At 50.7% G+C, this 21,790-nt stretch carries 19 protein-coding genes; 6 read left to right on the top strand and 13 right to left on the bottom strand.

Annotation, left to right across the window (positions count from 1 at the left end):
* Positions 1 to 27: 27 nt before the first annotated feature.
* Together ccmB and ccmA are read right to left on the bottom strand one after the other, a co-directional pair.
* Complete coding sequence (gene ccmB, locus FHP88_RS13515) at positions 28 to 696, bottom strand: heme exporter protein CcmB (protein WP_144359618.1); 669 nt, start codon at positions 694 to 696, stop codon at positions 28 to 30.
* A complete protein-coding gene (ccmA, locus tag FHP88_RS13510; RefSeq protein WP_144359617.1) occupies positions 689 to 1,324 on the bottom strand; it encodes a cytochrome c biogenesis heme-transporting ATPase CcmA in 636 nt (211 codons plus the stop codon). Before ccmA ends, ccmB begins: the two co-directional genes overlap by 8 nt.
* Before the next feature lie 120 nt (positions 1,325 to 1,444).
* Here ccmA and FHP88_RS13505 point away from each other — a divergent pair, with 120 nt between their 5' ends.
* Positions 1,445 to 2,053: an XTP/dITP diphosphatase gene (locus FHP88_RS13505; protein ID WP_144359616.1), complete on the top strand. Its 609-nt coding sequence runs from the start codon at positions 1,445 to 1,447 to the stop codon at positions 2,051 to 2,053.
* Between the two features lie 124 nt (positions 2,054 to 2,177).
* Positions 2,178 to 2,519 (top strand): hypothetical protein, encoded by a 342-nt coding sequence (locus FHP88_RS13500; protein WP_144359615.1) that lies wholly within the window; start codon positions 2,178 to 2,180, stop codon positions 2,517 to 2,519.
* Here FHP88_RS13500 and FHP88_RS13495 read toward each other — a convergent pair.
* The 5 genes from FHP88_RS13495 to FHP88_RS13475 form a co-directional block, all read right to left on the bottom strand.
* Positions 2,516 to 3,700 carry a CaiB/BaiF CoA transferase family protein gene (locus FHP88_RS13495; protein WP_144359614.1) on the bottom strand — a complete coding sequence of 395 codons (1,185 nt, stop codon included), beginning with the start codon at positions 3,698 to 3,700 and terminating at the stop codon, positions 2,516 to 2,518. The genes FHP88_RS13500 and FHP88_RS13495 overlap by 4 nt on opposite strands.
* Before the next feature lie 93 nt (positions 3,701 to 3,793).
* Positions 3,794 to 4,249, bottom strand: a complete 456-nt coding sequence (locus FHP88_RS13490) for a response regulator (protein ID WP_144359613.1) — start codon at positions 4,247 to 4,249, stop codon at positions 3,794 to 3,796.
* A gap of 110 nt (positions 4,250 to 4,359) precedes the next feature.
* Positions 4,360 to 5,295 carry a 2-dehydropantoate 2-reductase gene (locus tag FHP88_RS13485; RefSeq protein WP_144359612.1) on the bottom strand — a complete coding sequence of 312 codons (936 nt, stop codon included), beginning with the start codon at positions 5,293 to 5,295 and terminating at the stop codon, positions 4,360 to 4,362.
* Between the two features lie 158 nt (positions 5,296 to 5,453).
* Positions 5,454 to 6,257: a type IV pili methyl-accepting chemotaxis transducer N-terminal domain-containing protein gene (locus FHP88_RS13480; protein ID WP_186297722.1), complete on the bottom strand. Its 804-nt coding sequence runs from the start codon at positions 6,255 to 6,257 to the stop codon at positions 5,454 to 5,456.
* Between the two features lie 170 nt (positions 6,258 to 6,427).
* Positions 6,428 to 7,273 (bottom strand): alpha/beta fold hydrolase, encoded by an 846-nt coding sequence (locus FHP88_RS13475; protein ID WP_144359610.1) that lies wholly within the window; start codon positions 7,271 to 7,273, stop codon positions 6,428 to 6,430.
* Between the two features lie 171 nt (positions 7,274 to 7,444).
* On the opposite strand from FHP88_RS13475, the gene FHP88_RS13470 reads away from it, so the two are divergent.
* Complete coding sequence (locus FHP88_RS13470) at positions 7,445 to 9,058, top strand: PAS-domain containing protein (protein ID WP_144359609.1); 1,614 nt, start codon at positions 7,445 to 7,447, stop codon at positions 9,056 to 9,058.
* 6 nt (positions 9,059 to 9,064) lie between these two features.
* Here FHP88_RS13470 and FHP88_RS13465 read toward each other — a convergent pair whose 3' ends face one another.
* The 3 genes from FHP88_RS13465 to FHP88_RS13455 form a co-directional block, all read right to left on the bottom strand.
* Positions 9,065 to 12,958 carry an EAL domain-containing protein gene (locus FHP88_RS13465; RefSeq protein WP_186297721.1) on the bottom strand — a complete coding sequence of 1,298 codons (3,894 nt, stop codon included), beginning with the start codon at positions 12,956 to 12,958 and terminating at the stop codon, positions 9,065 to 9,067.
* 181 nt (positions 12,959 to 13,139) lie between these two features.
* Positions 13,140 to 13,853, bottom strand: a complete 714-nt coding sequence (locus FHP88_RS13460; RefSeq protein ID WP_144359607.1) for a cyclic nucleotide-binding domain-containing protein — start codon at positions 13,851 to 13,853, stop codon at positions 13,140 to 13,142.
* Between the two features lie 150 nt (positions 13,854 to 14,003).
* A complete protein-coding gene (locus FHP88_RS13455) occupies positions 14,004 to 14,603 on the bottom strand; it encodes an HD-GYP domain-containing protein (protein ID WP_144359606.1) in 600 nt (199 codons plus the stop codon).
* 395 nt (positions 14,604 to 14,998) lie between these two features.
* Here FHP88_RS13455 and FHP88_RS13450 point away from each other — a divergent pair, with 395 nt between their 5' ends.
* From FHP88_RS13450 to nhaA, 3 genes are all read left to right on the top strand, one after another.
* Positions 14,999 to 16,792: a methyl-accepting chemotaxis protein gene (locus tag FHP88_RS13450; protein ID WP_144359605.1), complete on the top strand. Its 1,794-nt coding sequence runs from the start codon at positions 14,999 to 15,001 to the stop codon at positions 16,790 to 16,792.
* A 128-nt stretch (positions 16,793 to 16,920) separates the two neighbouring features.
* Positions 16,921 to 17,844 (top strand): ribosome biogenesis GTPase YlqF, encoded by a 924-nt coding sequence (gene ylqF, locus FHP88_RS13445; RefSeq protein WP_144359604.1) that lies wholly within the window; start codon positions 16,921 to 16,923, stop codon positions 17,842 to 17,844.
* Positions 17,845 to 17,975: 131 nt separating this feature from the next.
* Positions 17,976 to 19,172, top strand: a complete 1,197-nt coding sequence (nhaA, locus tag FHP88_RS13440; RefSeq protein ID WP_144359603.1) for a Na+/H+ antiporter NhaA — start codon at positions 17,976 to 17,978, stop codon at positions 19,170 to 19,172.
* On the opposite strand, the gene FHP88_RS13435 is transcribed toward nhaA, so the two are convergent.
* The 3 genes from FHP88_RS13435 to pstB all read right to left on the bottom strand — a co-directional run bounded on the left by FHP88_RS13435 (position 19,164) and on the right by pstB (position 21,726).
* Positions 19,164 to 20,138 carry a quinone oxidoreductase family protein gene (locus FHP88_RS13435; protein WP_144359602.1) on the bottom strand — a complete coding sequence of 325 codons (975 nt, stop codon included), beginning with the start codon at positions 20,136 to 20,138 and terminating at the stop codon, positions 19,164 to 19,166. The two genes, nhaA and FHP88_RS13435, sit on opposite strands and share 9 nt — an antisense overlap.
* A gap of 112 nt (positions 20,139 to 20,250) precedes the next feature.
* Positions 20,251 to 20,976 carry a phosphate signaling complex protein PhoU gene (gene phoU / locus FHP88_RS13430; protein ID WP_144359601.1) on the bottom strand — a complete coding sequence of 242 codons (726 nt, stop codon included), beginning with the start codon at positions 20,974 to 20,976 and terminating at the stop codon, positions 20,251 to 20,253.
* A gap of 3 nt (positions 20,977 to 20,979) precedes the next feature.
* Entirely contained in the window at positions 20,980 to 21,726 is a 747-nt protein-coding gene (gene pstB / locus FHP88_RS13425) for a phosphate ABC transporter ATP-binding protein PstB (protein WP_335341533.1), read from the bottom strand.
* Between the last annotated feature and the right edge of the window lie 64 nt (positions 21,727 to 21,790).

Genomic DNA, 21,790 nt, shown 5'->3' with positions numbered 1-21,790 from the left:
ATCAAAAGCAACGCCTTTAATTCTCATTTATTCGGCAGAAATCCGCAATGCGGCTGAGGCCGCCAAAGGCGCAAACAGCAGTGATAATATCAGAATGGCACCCAACATGAGGAGATGCCCTTGCCCACCCAGTCCAGAAGCTGTCGCCTCAACCGAACCAGAACCAAAGATCAGCACGGGGATATAGAGCGGCAGCACGAGCAATGAAACCAGCACCCCTCCTCCCCTTAGTCCCAGCGTTAGCGCAGCACCAATAGCGCCGATCAAGCTCAACGCTGGCGTTCCCAAGAGCAGTGATATCACCATGGCCAACAAGGCATCATTGGCCATGTCATATTGCAAACCCAGCAGGGGGGCCATCAAAACCAGCGGAAGCCCAGTAACCAGCCAGTGCGCTGTCACCTTGGCCAGTACCAGAACGAAAAGCGGCTGGGGAGCCAGCAGCATCTGCTCCAGGGCGCCGTCTTCATAATCAATGGCAAACAGGCGTTCAAGGGCCAGCATAGAGGCTAACAGCGCCGCCACCCAGAACACGCCTGGCGCAATCAGGCGCAGTGTATTCAGTTCAGGCCCAATACCCAGGGGAAACAGACTGACTACAATCACGAAAAAAAACAGTGTTGTGAATAGATCTGATCGCCGCCGCATGGCCAATAATAGATCGCGACCTACCAGCGTTCTGAAGGCGTTAAACATGACCCGCCTCCTTCCAACCGAGTTGCAACTCTTTCACCTGCTCTTTGGTGATATTTACTTCCTGGTGAGTCGTCAGGATCACCATGCCACCCGCTTCAATATGGGTACGGATAATCGACTGCAAAAAATCGACTGCCGCCACATCAAGCGCGGTAAAGGGCTCGTCCAATATCCAGAGTTTCGATTGATTGACCAGTAGACGCGCCAAGGCAACACGCCGTTTCTGTCCTTGAGAAAGCACGCGACTGGGGAGATCCTCGTGCCCTCTGAGGCCCATCTTCTCCAAGGCATCCCACGCCTGACGCTCTTTGATAGGATAGCCATCCAAGGCACTGCAGACACGCAGATTCTCCACGCCTGTCAGGTCATCCTTGATACCATTTTTATGGCCAATATAGACCACATCCTGGGTATACTCCTCTCCCAAACGGTGGATCGACTCACCGTTCCAGCGGATCTCGCCGTCACTCTCCTTGATCAGACCACACAAAGTACGCATCAGGGTGGTCTTGCCACTGCCATTATGACCGTGCAAATGCAGCAGCTCCCCTGCCGCAAGGGAAAAGCTGAGATCAGAAAATAGTTTTCGGTCGCCCCGCACGCAGGCCAGCCCCGAGACTTCAAGCATTGATCACACCTTCTTTACACAAAAAACCGCCCGATTGTACACAGCCTGAACCCGCTTTCCCATAAAGCCGTGATTCGAGGTAGAATTCAGGCTTGAAATTAACTCGCAGGAAAGTGTGTCATGTCTCAGAGTCATCGTGGTGAAAAGATCGTACTGGCCAGCGGCAATGCCGGAAAAGTTCGAGAGATCAATCAACTGCTGGCTCAACAGCAGATTCAAGTCATACCGCAAAGCGAGTTTGATACCCCAGAGGCAGAAGAGACCGGACTGACTTTCGTCGAGAATGCCATCCTGAAGGCAAGAAATGCCGCCCGACACAGCGGCCTTCCAGCCATTGCCGATGACTCTGGCATCGAAGTCGATGCACTGAAGGGGGCTCCTGGCATCTACTCTGCCCGATTTGCCGGCCCCGCCTGCGATGACCAGGCAAACAACGAGAAGCTACTGGCTGACCTAAAGGACGTAGAAGACGACGCTAGAACAGCCCGCTTCCAATGCGTCCTGGTCTATCTACGCCATGCCGATGACCCAACACCCATTATCTGTCAGGGAACTTGGGAGGGACGCATCCTTCATGCGGAGCAGGGTGCAAATGGCTTTGGCTATGACCCTCTGTTCCTGGTCCCCGAACATGGTTGCAGTTCTGCCGAACTGACACCCGAGCAGAAAAATGCGCTGAGTCACCGCGGCCAAGCCCTGCGCAAGTTAATGGCCGCACTCTCAGAATGACCTACTACGGTCGATTCACCCAGTGATTTGCAATGAAACTTTCATCGGAATGAAACCTGGCTGACATTTAGCTCCTGTAGCCTGCCGCTCTAAATAGACTAGAGACAAAAACAAGGGCATAAACATGAGCCATACACAATCGTTCCATATCAACACAATGTATCCCGCCCAGATCAACTATCATGGGCGTAGCTTCGCAGCCACATTGGGCAGCCTGACCCCCGAGGGCGCGCTACTGGAGACCTATGGCCTGACTCTGCCAAGCGGCATGGAAGTAGAGCTTTCAGTCACCATCGCGCGCGAGCCTTGGCTGATAAAGGCCCTCATCACGCATACCACACCGCATGAAATAGGACTGATGTTCAAACATTCACAGCACAAGCTCTTCTCCGTCGCCCGCAATGACTGCACATTAGCCTTTCGGCCACCCATACAGCGCAAGCCTGAGGCAACACTTCTCCGTTAATGTTTTTTCTTTTGAATACGCTCCAGCACCCTCTCAGTATCCGCTCCCAGGAGAGGAGGGGCGAGCAGATATTCGATGGGCGTCGCTGAAAATTTCACCGGATTCGCCACTTGCGGGACAGTGCCTGCAATAGGATGAGGCAGATTCAACCGCATACCCCGAAACTGAATCTGCTCATCCTGAAACACCTCATGTAAGGTATTGATAGGACCGCAGGGCACCTTTACAGCACCCAGCATCCGTGACCACTCAGCTGTTGAGCGGGTCTTAAAGGCCTTTTCCAGCAAGGGGATTAGCACCTCACGGTACTCAACCCGCAGTCGATTGGTTGTAAAGCGGGAATCTTGCGCAAGTGATGACTCACCCAGGACCTGACAACAGGCGGCAAACTGACGATCATTCCCGACCGCCAACATGAGAAAGCCATCCTGGGTAGGTAATGCCTGATAGGGTACGATATTGGGATGGGCCGTACCCTGTCGCACGGGTACCTCTCCTCCCACGAGATAATTCATGTTCTGATTGGCCAGCCAGGCGACTTGCGTATCCAGCAAGCCGATATCGATCTGCTGACCCTGGCCACTCTTCTCCCTATGGTGCAGGGCCGCAAGCATGGCACTGACGGCATACATGCCCGCCATGAGATCGGCAACCGCGACCCCAACCTTCTGCGGGCCCGCACCGGGCAGGCCATCCTTCTCACCCGTAATACTCATCAAACCACCCCGGGCCTGGATCATGGCATCATATCCGGCCAATTCCGCATCGGGCCCTGTTTGGCCAAAACCGGTGATAGAGCAATAGATCAGGCGAGGGTTAATCTTGGCCAACGAATCATAATCAAGACCATACTTCTTCAGCCCGCCAACCTTATAGTTCTCCACCAGAATATCAGCCTCTATAACAAGCTTGCAGATCGCTTCCTGCCCAGAATCCGTAGTGATATCCAGTTCTAATGAACGCTTACCGCGATTGGCTGACAAAAAGTAGGCCGACTCAGCCGTATCCGCCCCCTCCCCATCCTTGAGAAAGGGAGGGCCCCAATGCCGGGTATCATCCCCTACGCCGGGGCGCTCAATCTTCCAGACTTCGGCGCCATAATCGGCTAACACTTGGGTGGCCCAAGGACCAGCCAGTATTCGACTGAGATCGAGAATCTTTATGCCGTGTAGTGGCCCCATGGTGTTTTTTTATCGGTTACCCTGAACGAGGAACATTCTCTCACCCCCAGACCAGGACAGCCAGTTGGGAGAAATGGGAAGTGGGAATTAAAACTAGTAGATAACGTTTTCCAGCCGCTGGAAGAACTCCCCCCGCTCAAAGGGTTTGGCCATAAAGTCCCTGGCCCCTATCTTCTCTACCCAGGTTTGCACAGTGGCCTGCTTATTTCCGCTGATGATAATCACCGGGATATCCTGGGTATCCACATGGGTTTGCAGCTTTCGGGTTGCCTGAAATCCATCCATGCCCGGCATCATGACATCCATAAATATCAGATTGGGTTTGTGAGCCCGTGCCAACTCAATGCCTTGCGCGCCGTCTTCAGCCTCAAGCGTCTTATAGCCCGACTGGCGTAGCATCGTACCCATCACCCGACGAACGGTTCGAGAGTCGTCAACAATGAGCACCGTAGTGCCCTCTGTTGGCACAACCCTCCTATTCACCCTACGATCCTGGGCACTGGTTGTACGATTGCGCTGAAACAAGCGCCGAAATTCTGCGAATACCATTTCTACATCTCTATATCAGGCTAAAAATAAATCTGGCGCGTATTCTTAACTTAAATAATAGCTTTGGCTATAGGGCGATTCTTAAAAAACACGCCAACTTACATCATATATCAGAAGTTTAGCTCACCTCGTGCCCTTCGCTCCAGTGGCGTCAAGGCACTCACGATCAGGTCGTGGGTTGGCGTGGCCACAGCATAGTGCTGGCCAATACGCACTACCGCGCCGTTCCAGGCATCAAGCTCAGATGGACGACCCGCCGCAATATCACGCTGCAGAGAGCTGGTTCCGGCTGGTTCAAGACCATTAATAAAAGCCCATGTACGCCCAATAATATCCGCCGGTAAAGAAATACCAGCAGCCCGAGCTACTGCCTCCGTTTCCAGCATACAGGCCTGAATCACTGATCGAGTGGCCGGCTCTTCACGCAACACGCCTATCGGGGCCCGACTGATTGCACCCAACCCACCCCAACCCGTGGTGAAGAGAAATTTCTTCCAAATTTCAACCATAATAGCGGCAGGGCACTCCACCACAACCCCCGCCATTTCTAATAATTCAGCAAGACGATCGAGGCGCTTACTTGAGCCGCCACCCTGCTCTCCCAACATCAGAGTAGGTTCATGTCCGATGTGACGAATCAGGCCGGGTTTGCCGATAAAACTAAAAATCTTCGCCACACCACCAAGCACCCTATCCTGTCCGAGCACTGCGCTCAGTTGACCCACTGCTTCAACACCGTTCAAAAGAGAGACGACTAAAGTATCCGGCCCCATCAGTGGACGCATTGCCAAAGCCACCTCCGGCACCTGCCAGCTCTTAACGGCCACCAGCACCACATCCACCGGGCCAATGGTTTGCGGATCATCGGTCACTGTAGGCGAGGCCATATGGAAATCACCATTGATACTTTCAACCGCCAGCCCCTTCTGACGCATCGCCTTGAGATGATCGCCTCGGGCGATAAAGGCCACATCCTGCCCTGTGCTGGCCAATCGACCGCCGAAATAACCACCGACGCCTCCACTGCCGTAGACGGCTATCTTCATCTGGACACCTCTTTGCTTCTGACTATTAAAAAATAATACAACGCAAGACGTACCAATCACACCACATTTGGCCAGAACTAAAATTGTGTACAAATAAAAACACCTGCCGCCGGTTAGGGCAAAGCAGGTGTTATGTGTATCAGGTTTTGATTAAGAGATTACTGCTTGGGCTTGCTTGCCCAATGTGCTTTCACATAGAGCAGGGTGACCTTATTCATCCGTTTCATAATGTCATCGGTCGTAACAAAGATAGTGACCGGGAAGCTCTCTTCAGCATCCCCCGCAAAATAGGGCCTTACCGTCTTCCAGACATTTTCCACGCCCTGCAGTTCTCGGTTAATCTCTTCTGAATTCAGACTGTTTACCTCAAGGGCTTTATGTGCGCTCTCGAACTCATCCACAGACTGCTTCATCTGATTAATGGTGGTATCACTCTGAAAACCGGCCTGCTGGGCTGCATAAAACATGGCAATACGTTGCGACAGCATACGCTGCCTACCCGCGGTATTTACCGCAGCCACGGTCTTCTCTGCCTGCTTGCCTTCAAGCTCAACTACAATCGCTTGATAGAGTTCGAGCATCGATTCACTCAGCTCAAGCATTGTGGCACCGCTAAACTTTACATACGCGGCCTTGGTAATTTTCTCCATCTTTTCCAGCAGTGGATCAACCTCAACCAGCAGACTGCTTACTTTGCTGTCGGTGACTGATTGCTTCAACACATCATGATTACTGCGCAGCAGTGCTACACTGCCTTTCATCTGTCTACCGGCCTTTCCCGCCCGAATCTGGCTGCCCAAAAACAAGTAATCTTTAGTGATACGCTGCGTCAGCATGCGTTGCATACCTGCAGTATTTACCAGCGAAGCCATGTCAGCCGCCAACACATTTGACATGGCCAATGGCAGGCATATCAGCGTTGCCAGCCAAAAGAGTGCAACTGCTTTTATTTTGGTGTTCATTAGTATCCTCATCCCCTCATACTGGACCTGGCCAGTGAGCCGGTTATAACAAATTTTTTCGATGAAAAAGAATAATAATACCCCTACCCAGGAGCTGCATGCCGGCACAATTGGGTACTCAAGCGATCTCACTTAGGGGTGGATTCACTACCGGTTGAGAACTTTAGCGTCTAATCTGCCACGAACTTGATTATTTCTTTGACGATCTGTTTGGCACCTTGCCCATAGAGCATCGTGATGTGGTTACCCGCCACCTCCGCATAGCGCCCCTTAGACAACTTTTCAACCGTGGCTATCGCCTGCTCCCGAGGCAACAGGGGTGGCGCCCCAGGCAAGCCATAGGCACCCGTAGCATTGAGCAGCAACGTTGGCTGAGTAATCTGCGAAAGCTTATCCTGCCACGCTTCAGCAAGGACATGTTCTACCGCCTCCACAATGGCTTCGGGTTTAGAGCGGGAGATCACCGTGCCATCCGGCCGTGTCTCCACATCTGCACGAAAATAGCTTTCAATAGTCGGATCCCACCAATGATAAAAGAATGGCATCACTTTCACTGCCGCGAGATAGGTTTCCCAGGAGGACACCGGCTTGCCCAGCCGGTCTATGGCTGGCTGGATCAGTCGCCGGGTATCCGGATGCATCTCTGCCGCAGCATCAATGACCACTAGCTTCTCCACCCGCTCTGGATAGCGGTGCGCCATATACATGCCCAGTAGGCCACCGTACGAATGACCACCCAGAATCACCTGATCAAGACCAAGCTGATCAAGAAGCCCGAGGATATCAGCGGCATGTTCCGCCAGAGTGTATCCAATCGCCGGCTTATCACTTAAGCCTCTCCCACGCAGATCAACTGCCAGCAACCTAACGGCAGCAGCGACACCCTCGGCAACCAATCCGTCGAAGGAGTGGGCATTGGCCGTCAGCCCCGGCATTAACAGGAGGGTCGGCCCCGTCCCTTGATAATCAAGATAGTGCAGGCGAATACCGTTGGTCATGACAAAACACTCAGCCATTCATCCTCCTGTTAACAGCGATTAAAGATCCACGCTCAGCGGCCGTCATCATAAACAATAACCATCTACACTAGAAATAAAATGCCAAGCATGGTTATTGGCGCATGCATATGGAGGCATGTCAGATAGGGACGCGCCACAAAAAAGCCTGAGCTATTACGGAGCAGCACAGTGGATAACGCCATACCTGAAGATGAGCAAGATGATGTGACCTATCTAGTCAACGTAGCAAGGGATGCCTTTGGGCATTTAGTACAAGGGCTCAGCGTCTGTGATGAAAATCTTGACCTCGTGTTCTTCAATGATCGATTCAGAGCGTTGCTCGATTTTCCAACCGAGCTGGTACATGTCGGCACCAATGTGGCCGAGCTGTTTCGCTACAATGCCAAGCGCGGTGAGTACGGGGAAGGTGATATAGAGCAGCAGGTGAGTGAACGGGTTGCCCTGGCAAAACAGTTTACCCCCCATAGTTTTCAGCGCGAACGTCCGGATGGCACCGTCATTCAGATTGATGGTAGCCCCATGTCCAGCGGCGGCTTTGTCACCACCTACACCGACATTACGGAAAAAGTGCGCTATGAGGCCTTCCTCAAGAGCATCATCGAAGCCAGTCCAGCCGGTTTTGGCATATCACGACACAGCGATGGAAAGATATCCTTTTTGAATACCCGTTTGGCCGAGATGTATGGTATGCCAGTACGGGAAATGATTGGTTTCAGTGCCCGCAACCTCTACGCCAACCAGGAAGATCGGGACAAGATATTGAAAGAGGTTCAGGCGCATAAAAAAGTCAGCAACAGTGAGATCATGTTCAAGCGTAAAAATGGAGACGAGTTTGCCGCGCTGATATCACTTTATCCCACTACGTACCAGAATGAGCCCTCGTTCTTCTCCTGGATATATGACATTTCCAATCTCAAAGAAGCTCAATCGATTCAGGCTGAACTCGAGCGCGAACTGAATCAGGCCCAGAAACTGGAAGCGATAGGCCAGCTGGCAGGTGGTATTGCACATGAAATCAACACACCCTCACAATACGTCTGGGACAATCTGAAATTCCTGCATGAAGCACAAAGAGATCTGCGTGACTTACTGGGAGATTGCCTGTCGCTGGTGGAACGGGTAAACCCAGACAGCGCACTGAAATCGGCATGTGACCAGATCCGAGAAAAAAGTGAGTCCATTGACCTCGACTACCTCTTGAGTGAAGTCCCTGCCGCCATCAATCAGTCTATCACCGGCATTTCGGATATTTCACGCATCGTGCTTGCCATGAAAGAGTTCTCCCATCCTGGTGAAGGCAGTAAATCGATCATCGATATTAATCACATGCTGGAGAACACCCTGACCATCTCGCGCAGTCAATGGAAAGATGTTGCCACAGTAAACACAGCGTTTGACCCGACACTGCCGCATGTCAGCTGTCAGCCAGGAGAGATGAATCAAGTGTTTCTCAATCTTTTGGTGAATGCCAGTCACGCGATCGAAGAGGCAAAGCCACATGACGGCGGTAAAATCACCATCAAAACGACTCAGCGGGAGGACAAAATACAAATACAGATCAGCGACAATGGTGCTGGAATCCCCGGCGACTTGCAGGACAAAATATTTGAACCCTTCTTCACTACGAAAGAAGTAGGGAAAGGCACCGGCCAGGGACTCTCAATAGCCCGCAATATTGTGACGAAAAAGCATGGCGGCGAAATCTACTTCACCTCTGAACCGAATAAAGGGACGCTGTTCACCATAGAGCTGCCTATCCATGAGATCAAAGAGCCAGCCTAAGCAATATCATTGTCTGTTGAATTGAGCTGAACTAATCTGCAACTGATCCATCATCGCCTGAAACGCTTCAGCAGGAATGGGTTGGGTATAGAGAAAACCCTGTGCCTCATGACAACCCTCTTCCTCAAGGAATTGTCGTTGCGCTTCACTCTCAACACCCTCAGCAATGACACGCAGCGAGAGCCCCTTGCCTAACGCAATTACCGCACGTGTAATGGCTGTATCCGCCTTACCACTGGGAACATCACTGACAAATGACCGGTCAATCTTCAGCTTGTTGATGGGCATCTGCTTCAGATAACTCAGTGACGAATACCCTGTACCAAAATCATCAATTGCCAAAGAAACGCCCAAATTTCGCAATGCCAAAAGGGTATCGAGCGCCTCATTCGCATGCTTCATGATGAAGCTCTCAGTGATTTCAAGTTCAAGTAGATGGGCGGGCAAATGGGTCTCCCAAAGCACTTGCCTGACCAGCTCAACAATATCGCCGCGTTCAATCTGATTACCTGAAATATTGACTGCAACGACACCAAATTGCCTGCCAGAATCCAGCCACTTTCTCGCTTGATTACAGGCTGTTCGCAATACCCATTCACCGATCGGCAGAATCAATCCTGTCTCCTCTGCCAAGGGTATGAAGCTATCTGGAGGAACCAGACCCATCTCAGGATGTTGCCATCGTACCAAGGCCTCTGCACCCGTCAGCTTGCCACTCTTCAGGTCAAACTGCGGATGATAGTGAAGCACTAATTGCTGCTGCTCAACTGCCTGGCGAAGACGGCTCTCAAGGGAGACCCGTGCACGAGCCGAAGCAGTCATCTCACGGGTATAGAACTGATAGTTATTTCGACCACTCTCCTTGGCGCGGTACATCGCAGCATCGGCATTACGTACCAGTGTCGTCACATCCTGCCCATCCGCCGGATAGATCGAGATACCCACACTGGATGAGACATGCAACTGGCTACCCTCCAGGTCAAAGGGCTCATTGAAGGCGGCCAGTATTTTTTCAGCAACAGGGACAATGATATTAGTATCCACCACATCTTCCAGAATCAGTACAAATTCATCCCCCCCTAACCGAGCAACGGTATCCTCTTCCCGAATCAAGGCGTTTAATCGCTTCGCTACTTGTTGCAGCAAACGATCCCCAACCGGATGCCCAAGACTGTCATTGATATGTTTAAAACGATCCAGATCAAGGAACATAACAACCAGCTCTTTCCCTTCACGTCGCGCCCTAATCAATGCATGCTCACAGCGTTCATTAAACAGCACGCGATTCGGAAGATCGGTCAGTACATCATAATGCGCCAAGTGTTCTATACGTTGTTCGGAGAGTTTTTTATCCGTAATATCTGAAAAAATGCTGATGTACTGAACGATATCACCCGTATCATCCCTGATGGCAGAAATGTTCTGCCAGACGGGATGAGCCTCGCCATCCTTACGGCGATTCCATAGCTCTCCTTGCCAGAATCCAGTGGTGGTTAGCTCAGACCAGAAACCCGTATAGAAATCATCATCGTGGTAGTCAGATCTTAAAATCCTGGGTGTCTTACCCAACACTTCGTCGGCTTGAAATCCGGTGATATCACTAAACGCACTGTTCACTTGCAGTATGACACCTCGCGCATCCGTGATCACAATGCCTTCTGTAGTTCCATTAAATACACTGGCCGCAAGCCGTGTCTCTTCATCGCGCCGTTTGCGATCTGAAATATCTTGGATACGTGCAGTTAAGGCAGAAGAGCCTTCACTGTAGACTCGGTTCAAACTCACTTCGGTATACACAGGCGTACCATCCAACTGTAAATGCAACCATTCAAACACTTGCGGAGTCCCAGCCAAAGCCGCCCTGATATGGTTATGTGCCTTTTCATTGGAGAGAGACCCATCCGGTTGAACTGGCGGGGAAAACTTCTCCGGGCCATAGCCAATTATTTCATCTTTTGGACAACCAAAGATCTCTTCAATCCGGGCATTGCAACTGATAAAACGGTTATTATCAAAAGTGAGGATGCCATCATTGGATGAATCAAACAGTACTCTGTAGTGTTCTTCGCTACTGCGCAGTGCCATATCGGCATGCTGACGTTCAAGCTCTGCTGCAGCCCTTGAGGCAAATATCGTCAGCATAGAGAGAATAAAATCCGGATTAGCCAGTGGCCGTATATCTAATACCACCAAGACACCCAACACCTGGCCCTGAGTTGAGTGAAGAGGCAATCCCACATAACTCTCGGCCTCCATCACCTGCAAAAGATGATCATCCGGGAACAGTGTCTGGATATTCCCAGGAAAAGCACAGGCCCCGGCATGTATCACATCACTGCAAGGGGTGTTGACTAAATCATAGGTAAAGTTCTCACCTGGCAGCCCTTTTGCCCAAACAGAAAGCGTCTTGATTTGATCAACATCTTCTGAGGCTATCTGACCTATCAGCACATAGCTAACATCCAATGTCTCGGCCAAATGGGCTACCAGTTGATCAAAAAAACTATTGCCCGTAGCCGCCGAAACACCCATGGCGATTTGTCGCAGCATCGATTCATTGCGAATACGTTGAGTGATGTCATTGATGGTGGCAATCGTGTGGGTCAGTGTGCCGTCGGCATCGTGCACAGGAGAAAGAAATAACTCACACCAAAACCGCTTGCCATCTTTGCGCGTGCAATGCAGTTGAACCTGGCAGGAATGACCTTGTTTAATTGCCCTGATCGATTGGGATATCGCCTCCTGATTTTCATCTTCATCCTTGCCATCGAAAAAAGGGAGTGCGCGCCCTAATAACTCATCGGCAGTATAACCTGTCATCGCTTCAAAGGCCGGATTGACGTTGATAATGGCGTTACCCTGCCACCGAGAATCCAAGATCGCTATCCCATTACTTGCGGCAGTGATAGCCCGGTCTCTGATGGCGAGTGCAACCTCGGTACGTTCACGCCCCTCTAATTCCTTTTTTAATTGATGAGTACGTTGCACAACAACTCGCTTGAGGGTGCGATTCCACAAGTACCCGCCTATCAAACTCAACGATAGCAAGAGGAGAAATAACAGCAGATAAAACCGCAGTGTTGGCTTCCACTCCTGAGACTGCAAATGAATCCACCGACTGAATATTATCTTACGATCTTCGGCGCTCAGACTGTTTAAACCCTTATCGAGAATGCTGCGTAACTCAGGCCAGTCATTTCTTACAGCAAATGCCAAACGATAGAAATAGCCTGAGTTTCCTGCCACCCGAAGATTGGTTATACCTTGCTGCTCCATGTAGTAGGTGGCCGTTGCAAGATTTCCCACCATCGCATCGACCATCCCAAAGGATAGTTTTCGCAGGGCGGTTTCCAAATCGGGGACAGGATCAAGGATCAGCTCTGGATAGCGATCCAGAATAAAATCATGGGCCGCATAGCCAGAAACAACCGCTATTTTCATGCCCTTTAAATCTTTCATTTCCAGATCTTCCTTGACCTGATTACGGACCAATATTACGGCGGGCACTTCAATCATCGGCTGGGTAAAACTCATATACTCGAGTCGCTGTGGTGTAGCGCTGGCCGCACTCCACATATCAATATCACGGCGCTTCGCCTGCCTAACAACTTCATCCCAGCTGTCTAGACGAACAATCTCAAAATGCAGACCCAAGTGATCGGCAACAGCGGAAATATAGTCGGCCGCCAGCCCCTGATAAGCTCCCTCCTGATCAAAAAACTCTACTGGCCTGAATTCAGGATCGGGACCAACACGAATAACTGGATGTGTGGCCATCCAGGCTTGCTCTGCATCGGTTAACTGAATTTTTGATTGGGCACCCGCCCACGCAGACAGATTTGTCCAGAGCAAGCCGAATAGAAAGAGCACGAAAAAAGAGCGGGTAACTTTGCTAAACATCCCTGTTCGCCTGGAGCAAACATTCATACAGCAACCTCTTAACAGCATGGAACAGGGGTATCTTCGACCACGACAATCTGAACCGATCAGGTCATTACCCAACTATCGGCTCAATGCAAAGGTTCTTTAGCCTAGTACGGGGAAATAAGGGCAGGCCACTGGACCCCTTATATAGAAGCGATCAATCCTTACGACTTAAACGGTCGCTTGCATCCAGCATGTTACTAAAACCACAGAATCTACGCAGTTTTACGATGGAATCAATGTGGACCTGATTATGATCAATATCCACACCCTGCTCCTTTAATGCGGTGAAGGTACGCGACAAGCCCTCCTGGGACATACCCAGCAGAGCGGCTAGCATTTTTTTACTATGAGGGAGGGTAATCCGATTCTCACCGCGACCTTGCTCATAAGCCAAATCCAGTAAAAAAGCAGCAACGCGCTGAGCCGTTGTCCTGAGGCGCTGATTCTTTACCTGACGGACCATCGACCGAAACTGTGTGGAGAGGGTTGCCATCATAGTAAGGCCAAAATCCCCTCCATGACGAATCAGTTCAACCAGCTCATCCCCAGGTACTTTGAGTACTCGGGCTGACTTGACCACTTCGGCAGACATCAGAAAGCGCTTATGCGTAATGACTGCGGCCAGAATAAAAGAGTCGCCCGGATAGAGGATTTCAATGACAGTCCGCTGCCCCTCGGGTCCTTGAGCAGTCATTTGCACCAGGCCACTCAGCAAGACATAGAGATGGTCGGCCTTGTCCCCCTCGCGAAACAGATAGTTTCCTTTGTCACATGCCACCTCCGTTGCATGTCGGGCTACCTGCCCCAGATCTTCGCCGGTCATACCAGAGAAAAGGGGAATCTGTTCAAGAATATGTGCATCAATCATGGTCGTAGTATTTAATGGTCTTGTTGATTGTGTTGGGTTTTGAGCCTCCTGCCGATTAAAAGATTAACATAACATTCAATGAAAATAACGCCTAAACCTGTTTCACCCATGATGTCGGTTAAATGGGCCATGAGTGACCTGTATCGTTGATCAATTTAAGAAGCCCTCTCTGGCCTCGATCAAAGCACACAACTTTGACACCACATAAGCATCCAGCTTCGTCCCAGATTCGCGCTGCATGATGTCCATAACCTCGAAGACCGGTCTCGCAGCATGATAGGGTCGCGCCTTGCTCATGGCATCATAACTATCAGCCACCGAGATAATTCGAGAAATAAAGGGAATCGCCTCTCCTTGTAGCCCATCAGGATAACCCGCACCATCAAAATGTTCGTGGTGATGCCTGACCGCCAAGGCAATACAATCACCCGATCTTAGGCCCAACTCCTTAACAATCCGTTCACCTTTTTCCGGGTGGCTTTTCATGACCTGCATGTCATCCAGGGTAAAACGTACCGGCTTCAACAGGACCTTATCAGGAATGCCGATCTTTCCTATGTCGTGAAAGTAGGCACTGATATTGAGTATGATCAGGTCATCAGAAGCAAGATTACAGGCCACCCCAATCTGGTGAGCAAATTCTGCGACCCGCTTGGAGTGAAACTGGGTATACCTATCGCGTTCGCCCAACGCTGCAACCAGTGCCTTTGAACCAGCATCCAGTACACAACCATCGGATGAAGTCTTCATCTACTCACTCTCTCAACAGCCCCTAATCGCCTACCATGATCAGGACTTGACCATACGCCCGCAGGGTGTATGCACGAAAAATAAACTCGCTCCATTGAGTTATGCCATAGTGCTAGCCTACCTCTCAGAGTATAGACAACCCACATCGTCCGTATAGGATTGTAACGAGGACAATAACGCCTATATGCGGCAATCGACCGATTAATTACATTAAATTACTAAAGTATTGTCCCATCTACCCGACAACCAGAGTAGCCTGAAGCGGTAACTGCCAGAATAAAAGGGAGTATGAAACGATCGAGCAGCATCAGTGATCAATGACGAAGGAACGATTAGCACAAGAGAACCGGGGGTTTTGATCCCTTTTTGCAATCATGTTAAGTCAGAGACAAACGATGAGCCTTTATACGCAGATCGAGAAACACTTCTTCTTCACCCTAACGCGCAAAATTGTGGGGAATATTGGTTTCCTGGTGTTGTTTCAGTTGCTCTCCCTGTGGTTAGTCTTCAGCCACATTCAAGACACACGAGCGCTACTGAAAACCCGTTCACCTGACGCCGGATTGATTGAACAGCTCAGCCTAAAGCTGGATGATCATCTAACATTGATTGTTGCCCTGACACTGATCAGCCTCATCGCAGCTATAGGGATCATGCTCTACATGCGTCACCTTTTTCTGCGGCCGATCAAGGATATCACCCGGATATTACGCAGCATTACCGAGAAGGACGGCGACATCTCAGCCACTCTTCCTATCACGACACAAGATGAAATTGCCGATATGGCACGCAGCTACAATGCCTTCGCGGACAACCTGCGCAATATCATTGATAAGACACGGCGCCGTACCGTCAGCGTAGCCCTCGGATCAACCAAGCTTGACAAAATGATTCACAGCGCCCACGACCGCGTCGATCAACAGGAGATGAATGCCAAGCAGGTATTCCAATCCAGTAGTGAAGCTACCCGTGCGATTGATGAGATCGCCCGGCATACCAACACGATTTCTGAGCAAAACAGCGCCAACCTGGAGGAGGCCAACGCCTCCTCATCACGCCTGACCAAGGTTACTGAGCAGGTATCAGCTGTCAGCAAACTACTCAGCGGGTTCAATGAAACAGTTAACCTGCTGAGCAAAAACTCCGAAAATATCCGCACCATCCTCACCATGGTTCAGGAGTTCTCTGATCAGACCAATCTGCTTGCATTAAACGCCGCCATTGAAGCCGCACGCGCCGGGGAAAATGGCCGGGGATTTGCCGTAGTGGCCGATGAAGTACGCAATCTCTCCCATAAAGTGAACAGCGCCACCGGCGAGATCAGTAAAAACATCAGTGAGATGTCCAACCTGGTAGAAAATACCAAAAAGGGTACCTTAGAGATCCAGCAGTACACTGAGCAAACCCAAGAGGCGATCAATGATACCTCTATGCAATTCCAGAAGATGGTGAATGATTTCGACACAGTGAATGCCCAGCTGATCGAAATCAGCGCGGCTATCGAAGAGTTGTCGATTACCAACAAAGAGTCCCATCGTAATGTCAGCGCCATTGCCGATTTGAGTAAAAGCATCAAAGCCGACATGGATGATTCCCAACAATATTCAGAAGAGCTTGAAGTGGCCACAGAGCAAACCCAAGAACTGCTCTCTCGATTTATCATTGGGCACGGCGGATTTGAAAATATGATCCAAACCGCACGCGGGTGGGCTGGACAAATACAACAGGTACTCAATGAGATGGCCGGTCGTGGTGTAAACCTGTTTGATACTAACTACAAGGCCGTGCCCAATACCAATCCACAGAAGTACACCATCTCATACGGCAGTGCCTATGAGCCGGTCATCCAGCCACTTATCGATACCTTCGTTAAAGAACGGCCTGACTTTATCTATGCTGTACCAGTAGACAAAAACGGTTACCTTCCCGCACACCATAGTCACCTGTCAAAGCCGATGACCGGCGACTTTGAGACCGACAACGTTAACAGCCGCCATCTGAAGATTTACAATACTAACCGTGCAGAAATACGCCGCGCGGCCAATACCGAGCCTTTCCTGCTGCAGACCTACATCAGGGATACCGGTGAGGTGCTGAATGACCTCTCCTTCCCGCTCTATATCAACGGTAAACACTGGGGTGCCCTGATTCTGGGCTTCAAGCCAGAACAACTCCTGGAGCGCGGTTAATTAAGACGAGTAAACGCCATGTAAACGGGACAGCATCAGATGCTGTCCCAATAGCAACCTAATCTCCGGTATAATCCCCACCATAGCACTTTTACTGATCGCCCAAACGCTCTTCACCAGGGGAATCCATGCAAATCCAGTGGTATCCAGGCCACATGCACAAGGCCAGTAAGCAGATTAAAGAGACCCTGCCGCAGGTCGATGTCATCATTGAGGTATTGGATGCGCGCATCCCCTATAGCAGCACTAATCCGATGCTCGCCACACTACGCGGTGATAAGCCCTGCATTAAAGTGCTGAGCAAAAGTGACCTCGCCGACCCCACTCTGACAGCGCAGTGGCAGGCCTACCTGGAACAGGAACAGAGCGTTAGAAGTCTGGCCATCTCAAGCGAACAACCCGCCTCACTCAAGCAATTGACTGAACTCTGCCGCAGCATGTTCCCGGCCAAGGCAAAAAGCCTGAAAGGCATTCATGCCCTGATCGTGGGCATACCTAATGTGGGCAAATCCACTTTGATCAATATCCTGGCAAAGCGTGTCATTGCAAAAACAGGTAATGAGCCGGCCATAACCAAACACCAACAGCGCATCAACCTCGGCGATGGCATTGTACTCTCTGACACACCTGGCGTGTTATGGCCGAACATCGAAAATCGTAACAGCGGTTACCGGTTGGCAGCCACCGGGGCGATTAAAGAGACAGCCATGCAAAATGATGACGTTGCCCTCTTCACGGCCGAGTATCTTCTCAAAGCCTATCCCGAAGCACTCTTGAAGCGCTATCAACTGAACACACTTCCCGCTACAGATTATGAGCTGTTAGAGGCTGTTGGAAAAAAACGGGGCTGTCTACGCGGTGGCGGTGGTGTCGACATGGATAAGGTAAGCAAGTTGTTGCTGACCGAACTGCGCTCTGGCAACCTTGGGCGAATCACACTTGAAACTCCCGCCATGATGAGCAAAGAGCAGGAAGAAACCTTGCGCATACAAGCGGAAAAGGCGATAAAGCGGGCACAGCGAAAGGATAAGAAACGCCCAAAGAAAAGCTAATCTCTGGGCCTCACAAAACCACTACGACAGTTGAATTCACTATGACATAATTCACTGGGCAACATAAAGGAAACGCCAGGCGGTGATGTATGTCGTATACTGTTATACCAAACACGCCATAAAGAACAAGCATGAATCAAGAACAACCCTCTTTTATTACTACATTTTTTAAACTGGAATCTTCCAGCGGCATTATCCTGATGCTAGCGGCCCTGCTAGCCATTGCCTGCGCCAATACGCCGCTGCAGCCCTACTATTCCCTGATCCTAGATACACCGGTTGAGGTCCGCATAGGCGCACTACAGATTGCAAAACCCTTGTTGCTGTGGATCAACGACGGCCTTATGGCGGTATTCTTTTTTCTTGTTGGGCTGGAACTAAAACGCGAACTGGTTGAAGGCGAGCTCGCGGACAAAAGAAATATTGTACTACCCGGATTTGGTGCGTTAGGGGGCATGGCTATACCTGCTCTGGTCTATGCCATCTTCAATTTTGACAACAGCAGGGCGATGGCAGGTTGGGCCATCCCGGCAGCGACCGATATTGCCTTCGCCCTGGGTGTGTTGATGCTGCTTGGCTCCAGAGTACCGACCACTATTAAGATTTTCCTGACATCGCTGGCGATCTTTGATGATATCGGCGCCATACTGATCATCGCCATTTTCTACACTGCAAAGATCTCATTTTCATCATTAATCGTCGTGGCGATTTGCATACCGCTGCTGGGCTTTTTAAACTATCGAAAAGTCGAATCGAAAAGCCTGTATATCTTTGTTGGTATCATCATGTGGACCGCCATGCTTAAGTCAGGCGTCCATGCGACATTGGCCGGCGTTATCCTGGCCTTATTCATTCCCATGCACTCGAAGAACAACCCAGATCACTCGCCATTAAAAGAGATTGAGCATGACCTGCATTCGGTGGTGGCATTCTGGATATTACCGGTTTTTGCATTTGCCAATGCCGGGATCAATTTTACCGGTGTGGGGCTGGAGCAGATGCTCCACAGCGTGCCACTGGGCATCGCACTCGGTCTGTTCCTGGGGAAACAGATTGGCGTATTTGGATTTTGTTGGCTCGCTATCAAACTCAACCTGACGCGTCTACCAAAAGGAATCTCTTGGCAATCCCTCTATGGTACTGCCGCCCTCTGTGGCATTGGCTTCACCATGAGTCTGTTTATCGGCTCATTGGCCTTTGAAGAAACCGACGTCAACCTGATTTTTGACGAGCGCCTTGGAATTATCATCGGCTCACTCGCTTCGGGCATTGTCGGCTATCTTGTACTCCGCAGTAGTTTACGAAACGGGGATCATCAATCAGGGTAACAACACCGTTGCACCCGTGGTCTGTCGCGCCTCTAGATCCTGATGCGCCTGGGCTGTATCAGCAAGTGAATAACGTTGACCAATCTGTACCTTGACTGCGCCTTGGGCAACCACGCCCATCAGATCCTTGGCGGACTCAATCAATAAGGCCCTATTGCGAATATAGGTTCCTAAGGTCGGCCGCTGTATATAAAGCGATCCTTTTTGCGCCAACAAGCCAATATTGAAGTCCGTAATCGGTCCGGACGCACTGCCAAAGCTGACCAATGTACCCGTGGGACGTAATGAATCGAGCGATGCCATTAAGGTTGCCTGGCCGACTGAATCATAAACGGCCGCCACACCTTCACCACCGGTGATGTCTCGCACCCTGGCGGCCACATCTTCTTCCTGGTAGAGAATCGTATGATGACAGCCTTGAGCTTGTGCCAGCTTCGCCTTCTCTTCTGATCCAACACAACCAATCACGGTAACACCCAGATGACGCGCCCATTGACTCAGGAGCGTCCCGACACCACCTGCAGCGGCCATCAACAGCACTACGTCGCCAGATCTTACCGGATAGGAATTTTTTAGAAGATAGCGGGCGGTCATACCCTGAAGCATCATGGCAGCAGCGGTTTCATCATCAATGCTGTCGGGCAGCTTGACGAGTTTATCCGCATCAATCAGCCGCTCGGTAGTGTAAGCCCCCAACACCATCGCATACGCAACCCGGTCGCCTGGAGAGAGGTCAGGAACACCCTCGCCGACCGCCACAACAATCCCGGCCGCCTCCATACCCAGGGCCTGAGGAAAATCACCTACCGGATAAAGCCCCGTGCGCTGATAGACATCGATAAAGTTGAGCCCAATGGCAGTATGCCGTAGCTTCACTTCACCAGAAGCAGGCTCACCCACGTCCACTTCATCCCAGCTGAGTACTTCGGGCCCACCATACTGATGGATGCGAATAGCATGTGTCACAGGCACTCTCCTCTCGTCGCAGTAAAAATGCAAAGTTCAGCAGCCAAGCTGAATCGCAATTACAACAAAGCTAGCAGAACCTTTCCGAGAGGACAAAGGATATTGGCGATAATTAGTGCCTTGAAGCAATCTCCGCTTCTACCTGTTCCAGCGTTTCGTGCCGGACATCCTTGCCCTTTACAAGAAACACCACATGCCGGCTGATGTTCTTGGCATGACCACCAATACGCTCCAGGGCGCGTAATCCCAGCACCACATCAACCATGTGCCCGACACTGCGTGAATCTTCCATAATATAAGTGGACAGGCGCCTCAGGGCTGAGCGGAAATCATCACTCACGGCGCCATCACGGCGGATCACATCCAGCGCCATTGTCAGATCCAGTTCATCGAATGCACTAACGGCATCTTCAACCATCAGGTTGACAAAGCCAGTCATCTTGATCAGGTCATCCAATAGATGATGATTAGGTGGGTTAGCATCTCCATCGTAGAAACGAATCGTGAGGTGGGCAAGTCGACGCGCCTGATCACCAATCCGTTCCAGATCACTCACCACCTTGGCGATGGTCATGATTTCACGCAGATCGCGAGCAACGGGCTGGCGTTTTGCAATCAGCCGAATAATCTCTTCATCGGCCTTAATGTCCAGCTCATCGATAGCCCGATCACCCAGAATTACCTTGTTGGCAGTCTCTACATCTTCTTCAATCAGTGATTGGGCGGCTTCAAGAATCTGCTTGCAAGCCAGATCCTTGATTTCAATAACCAACTGGTGAAGATGATTCAGATCTTTGTTGTAGCTACTGACGATGTGGCCGTCGGTCATTTTATTCATACCTTATCCAAAACGTCCGGTGATGTAATCCTCCGTCAATCCATGACGAGGGTTGGTAAAAATATCATCCGTCTTGCCCACTTCAACCAGCTGTCCCAAGTGGAAATAGGCGGTACGTTGTGACACGCGAGCGGCCTGCTGCATAGAGTGAGTTACAATCGCGATAGTGAACTGTTCACGCAGTTCATCAATCAACTCTTCAACGCGCGCTGTCGCAATGGGATCAAGCGCCGAACAGGGCTCATCCATCAAGATCACTTCCGGAGCAACCGCTATAGTGCGGGCAATACAGAGGCGCTGTTGCTGACCACCAGAGAGGCCTGTTCCTGTTTCGGCCAGTCGATCTTTCACCTCATCCCAGAGCCCGGCCTTCAACAGTGACTCTTCAACAATATCGTCAAGCTCAGATTTGCTGCTGGTCAGCCCATGAATGCGTGGGCCATAGGCCACGTTATCGTAGATAGACTTTGGAAACGGATTAGGTTTCTGGAAGACCATGCCAACCTGGGCACGTAAAGGCACAACATCCAGTGAGCTGTCATAGATATTCTGCTCGTCCAGTTTGATCTCACCTTCGACACGGCAGATATCGATCGTATCGTTCATGCGATTCAGGCAACGCAAAAAAGTCGACTTACCACAGCCGGATGGTCCGATCATGGCGATCACTTCATTCTTGCCAATATCCAGGCTGACATCATTGATCGCCAGTTTGTCACCGTAATAGACATTGACGTTACGGGCAGTCATACGTGGATCTACCGCAGTGATATCGCCGACGGTTCCATTGATAGCACGGGACTCATCAGCAACC

It is taken from the genome of Sedimenticola selenatireducens (assembly GCF_007625115.1).
Classification (GTDB): domain Bacteria; phylum Pseudomonadota; class Gammaproteobacteria; order Chromatiales; family Chromatiaceae; genus Sedimenticola; species Sedimenticola selenatireducens_A.
Note: the sequence above shows the minus strand (reverse complement) of the source record. Positions and strands in the feature narration are given on the sequence as shown.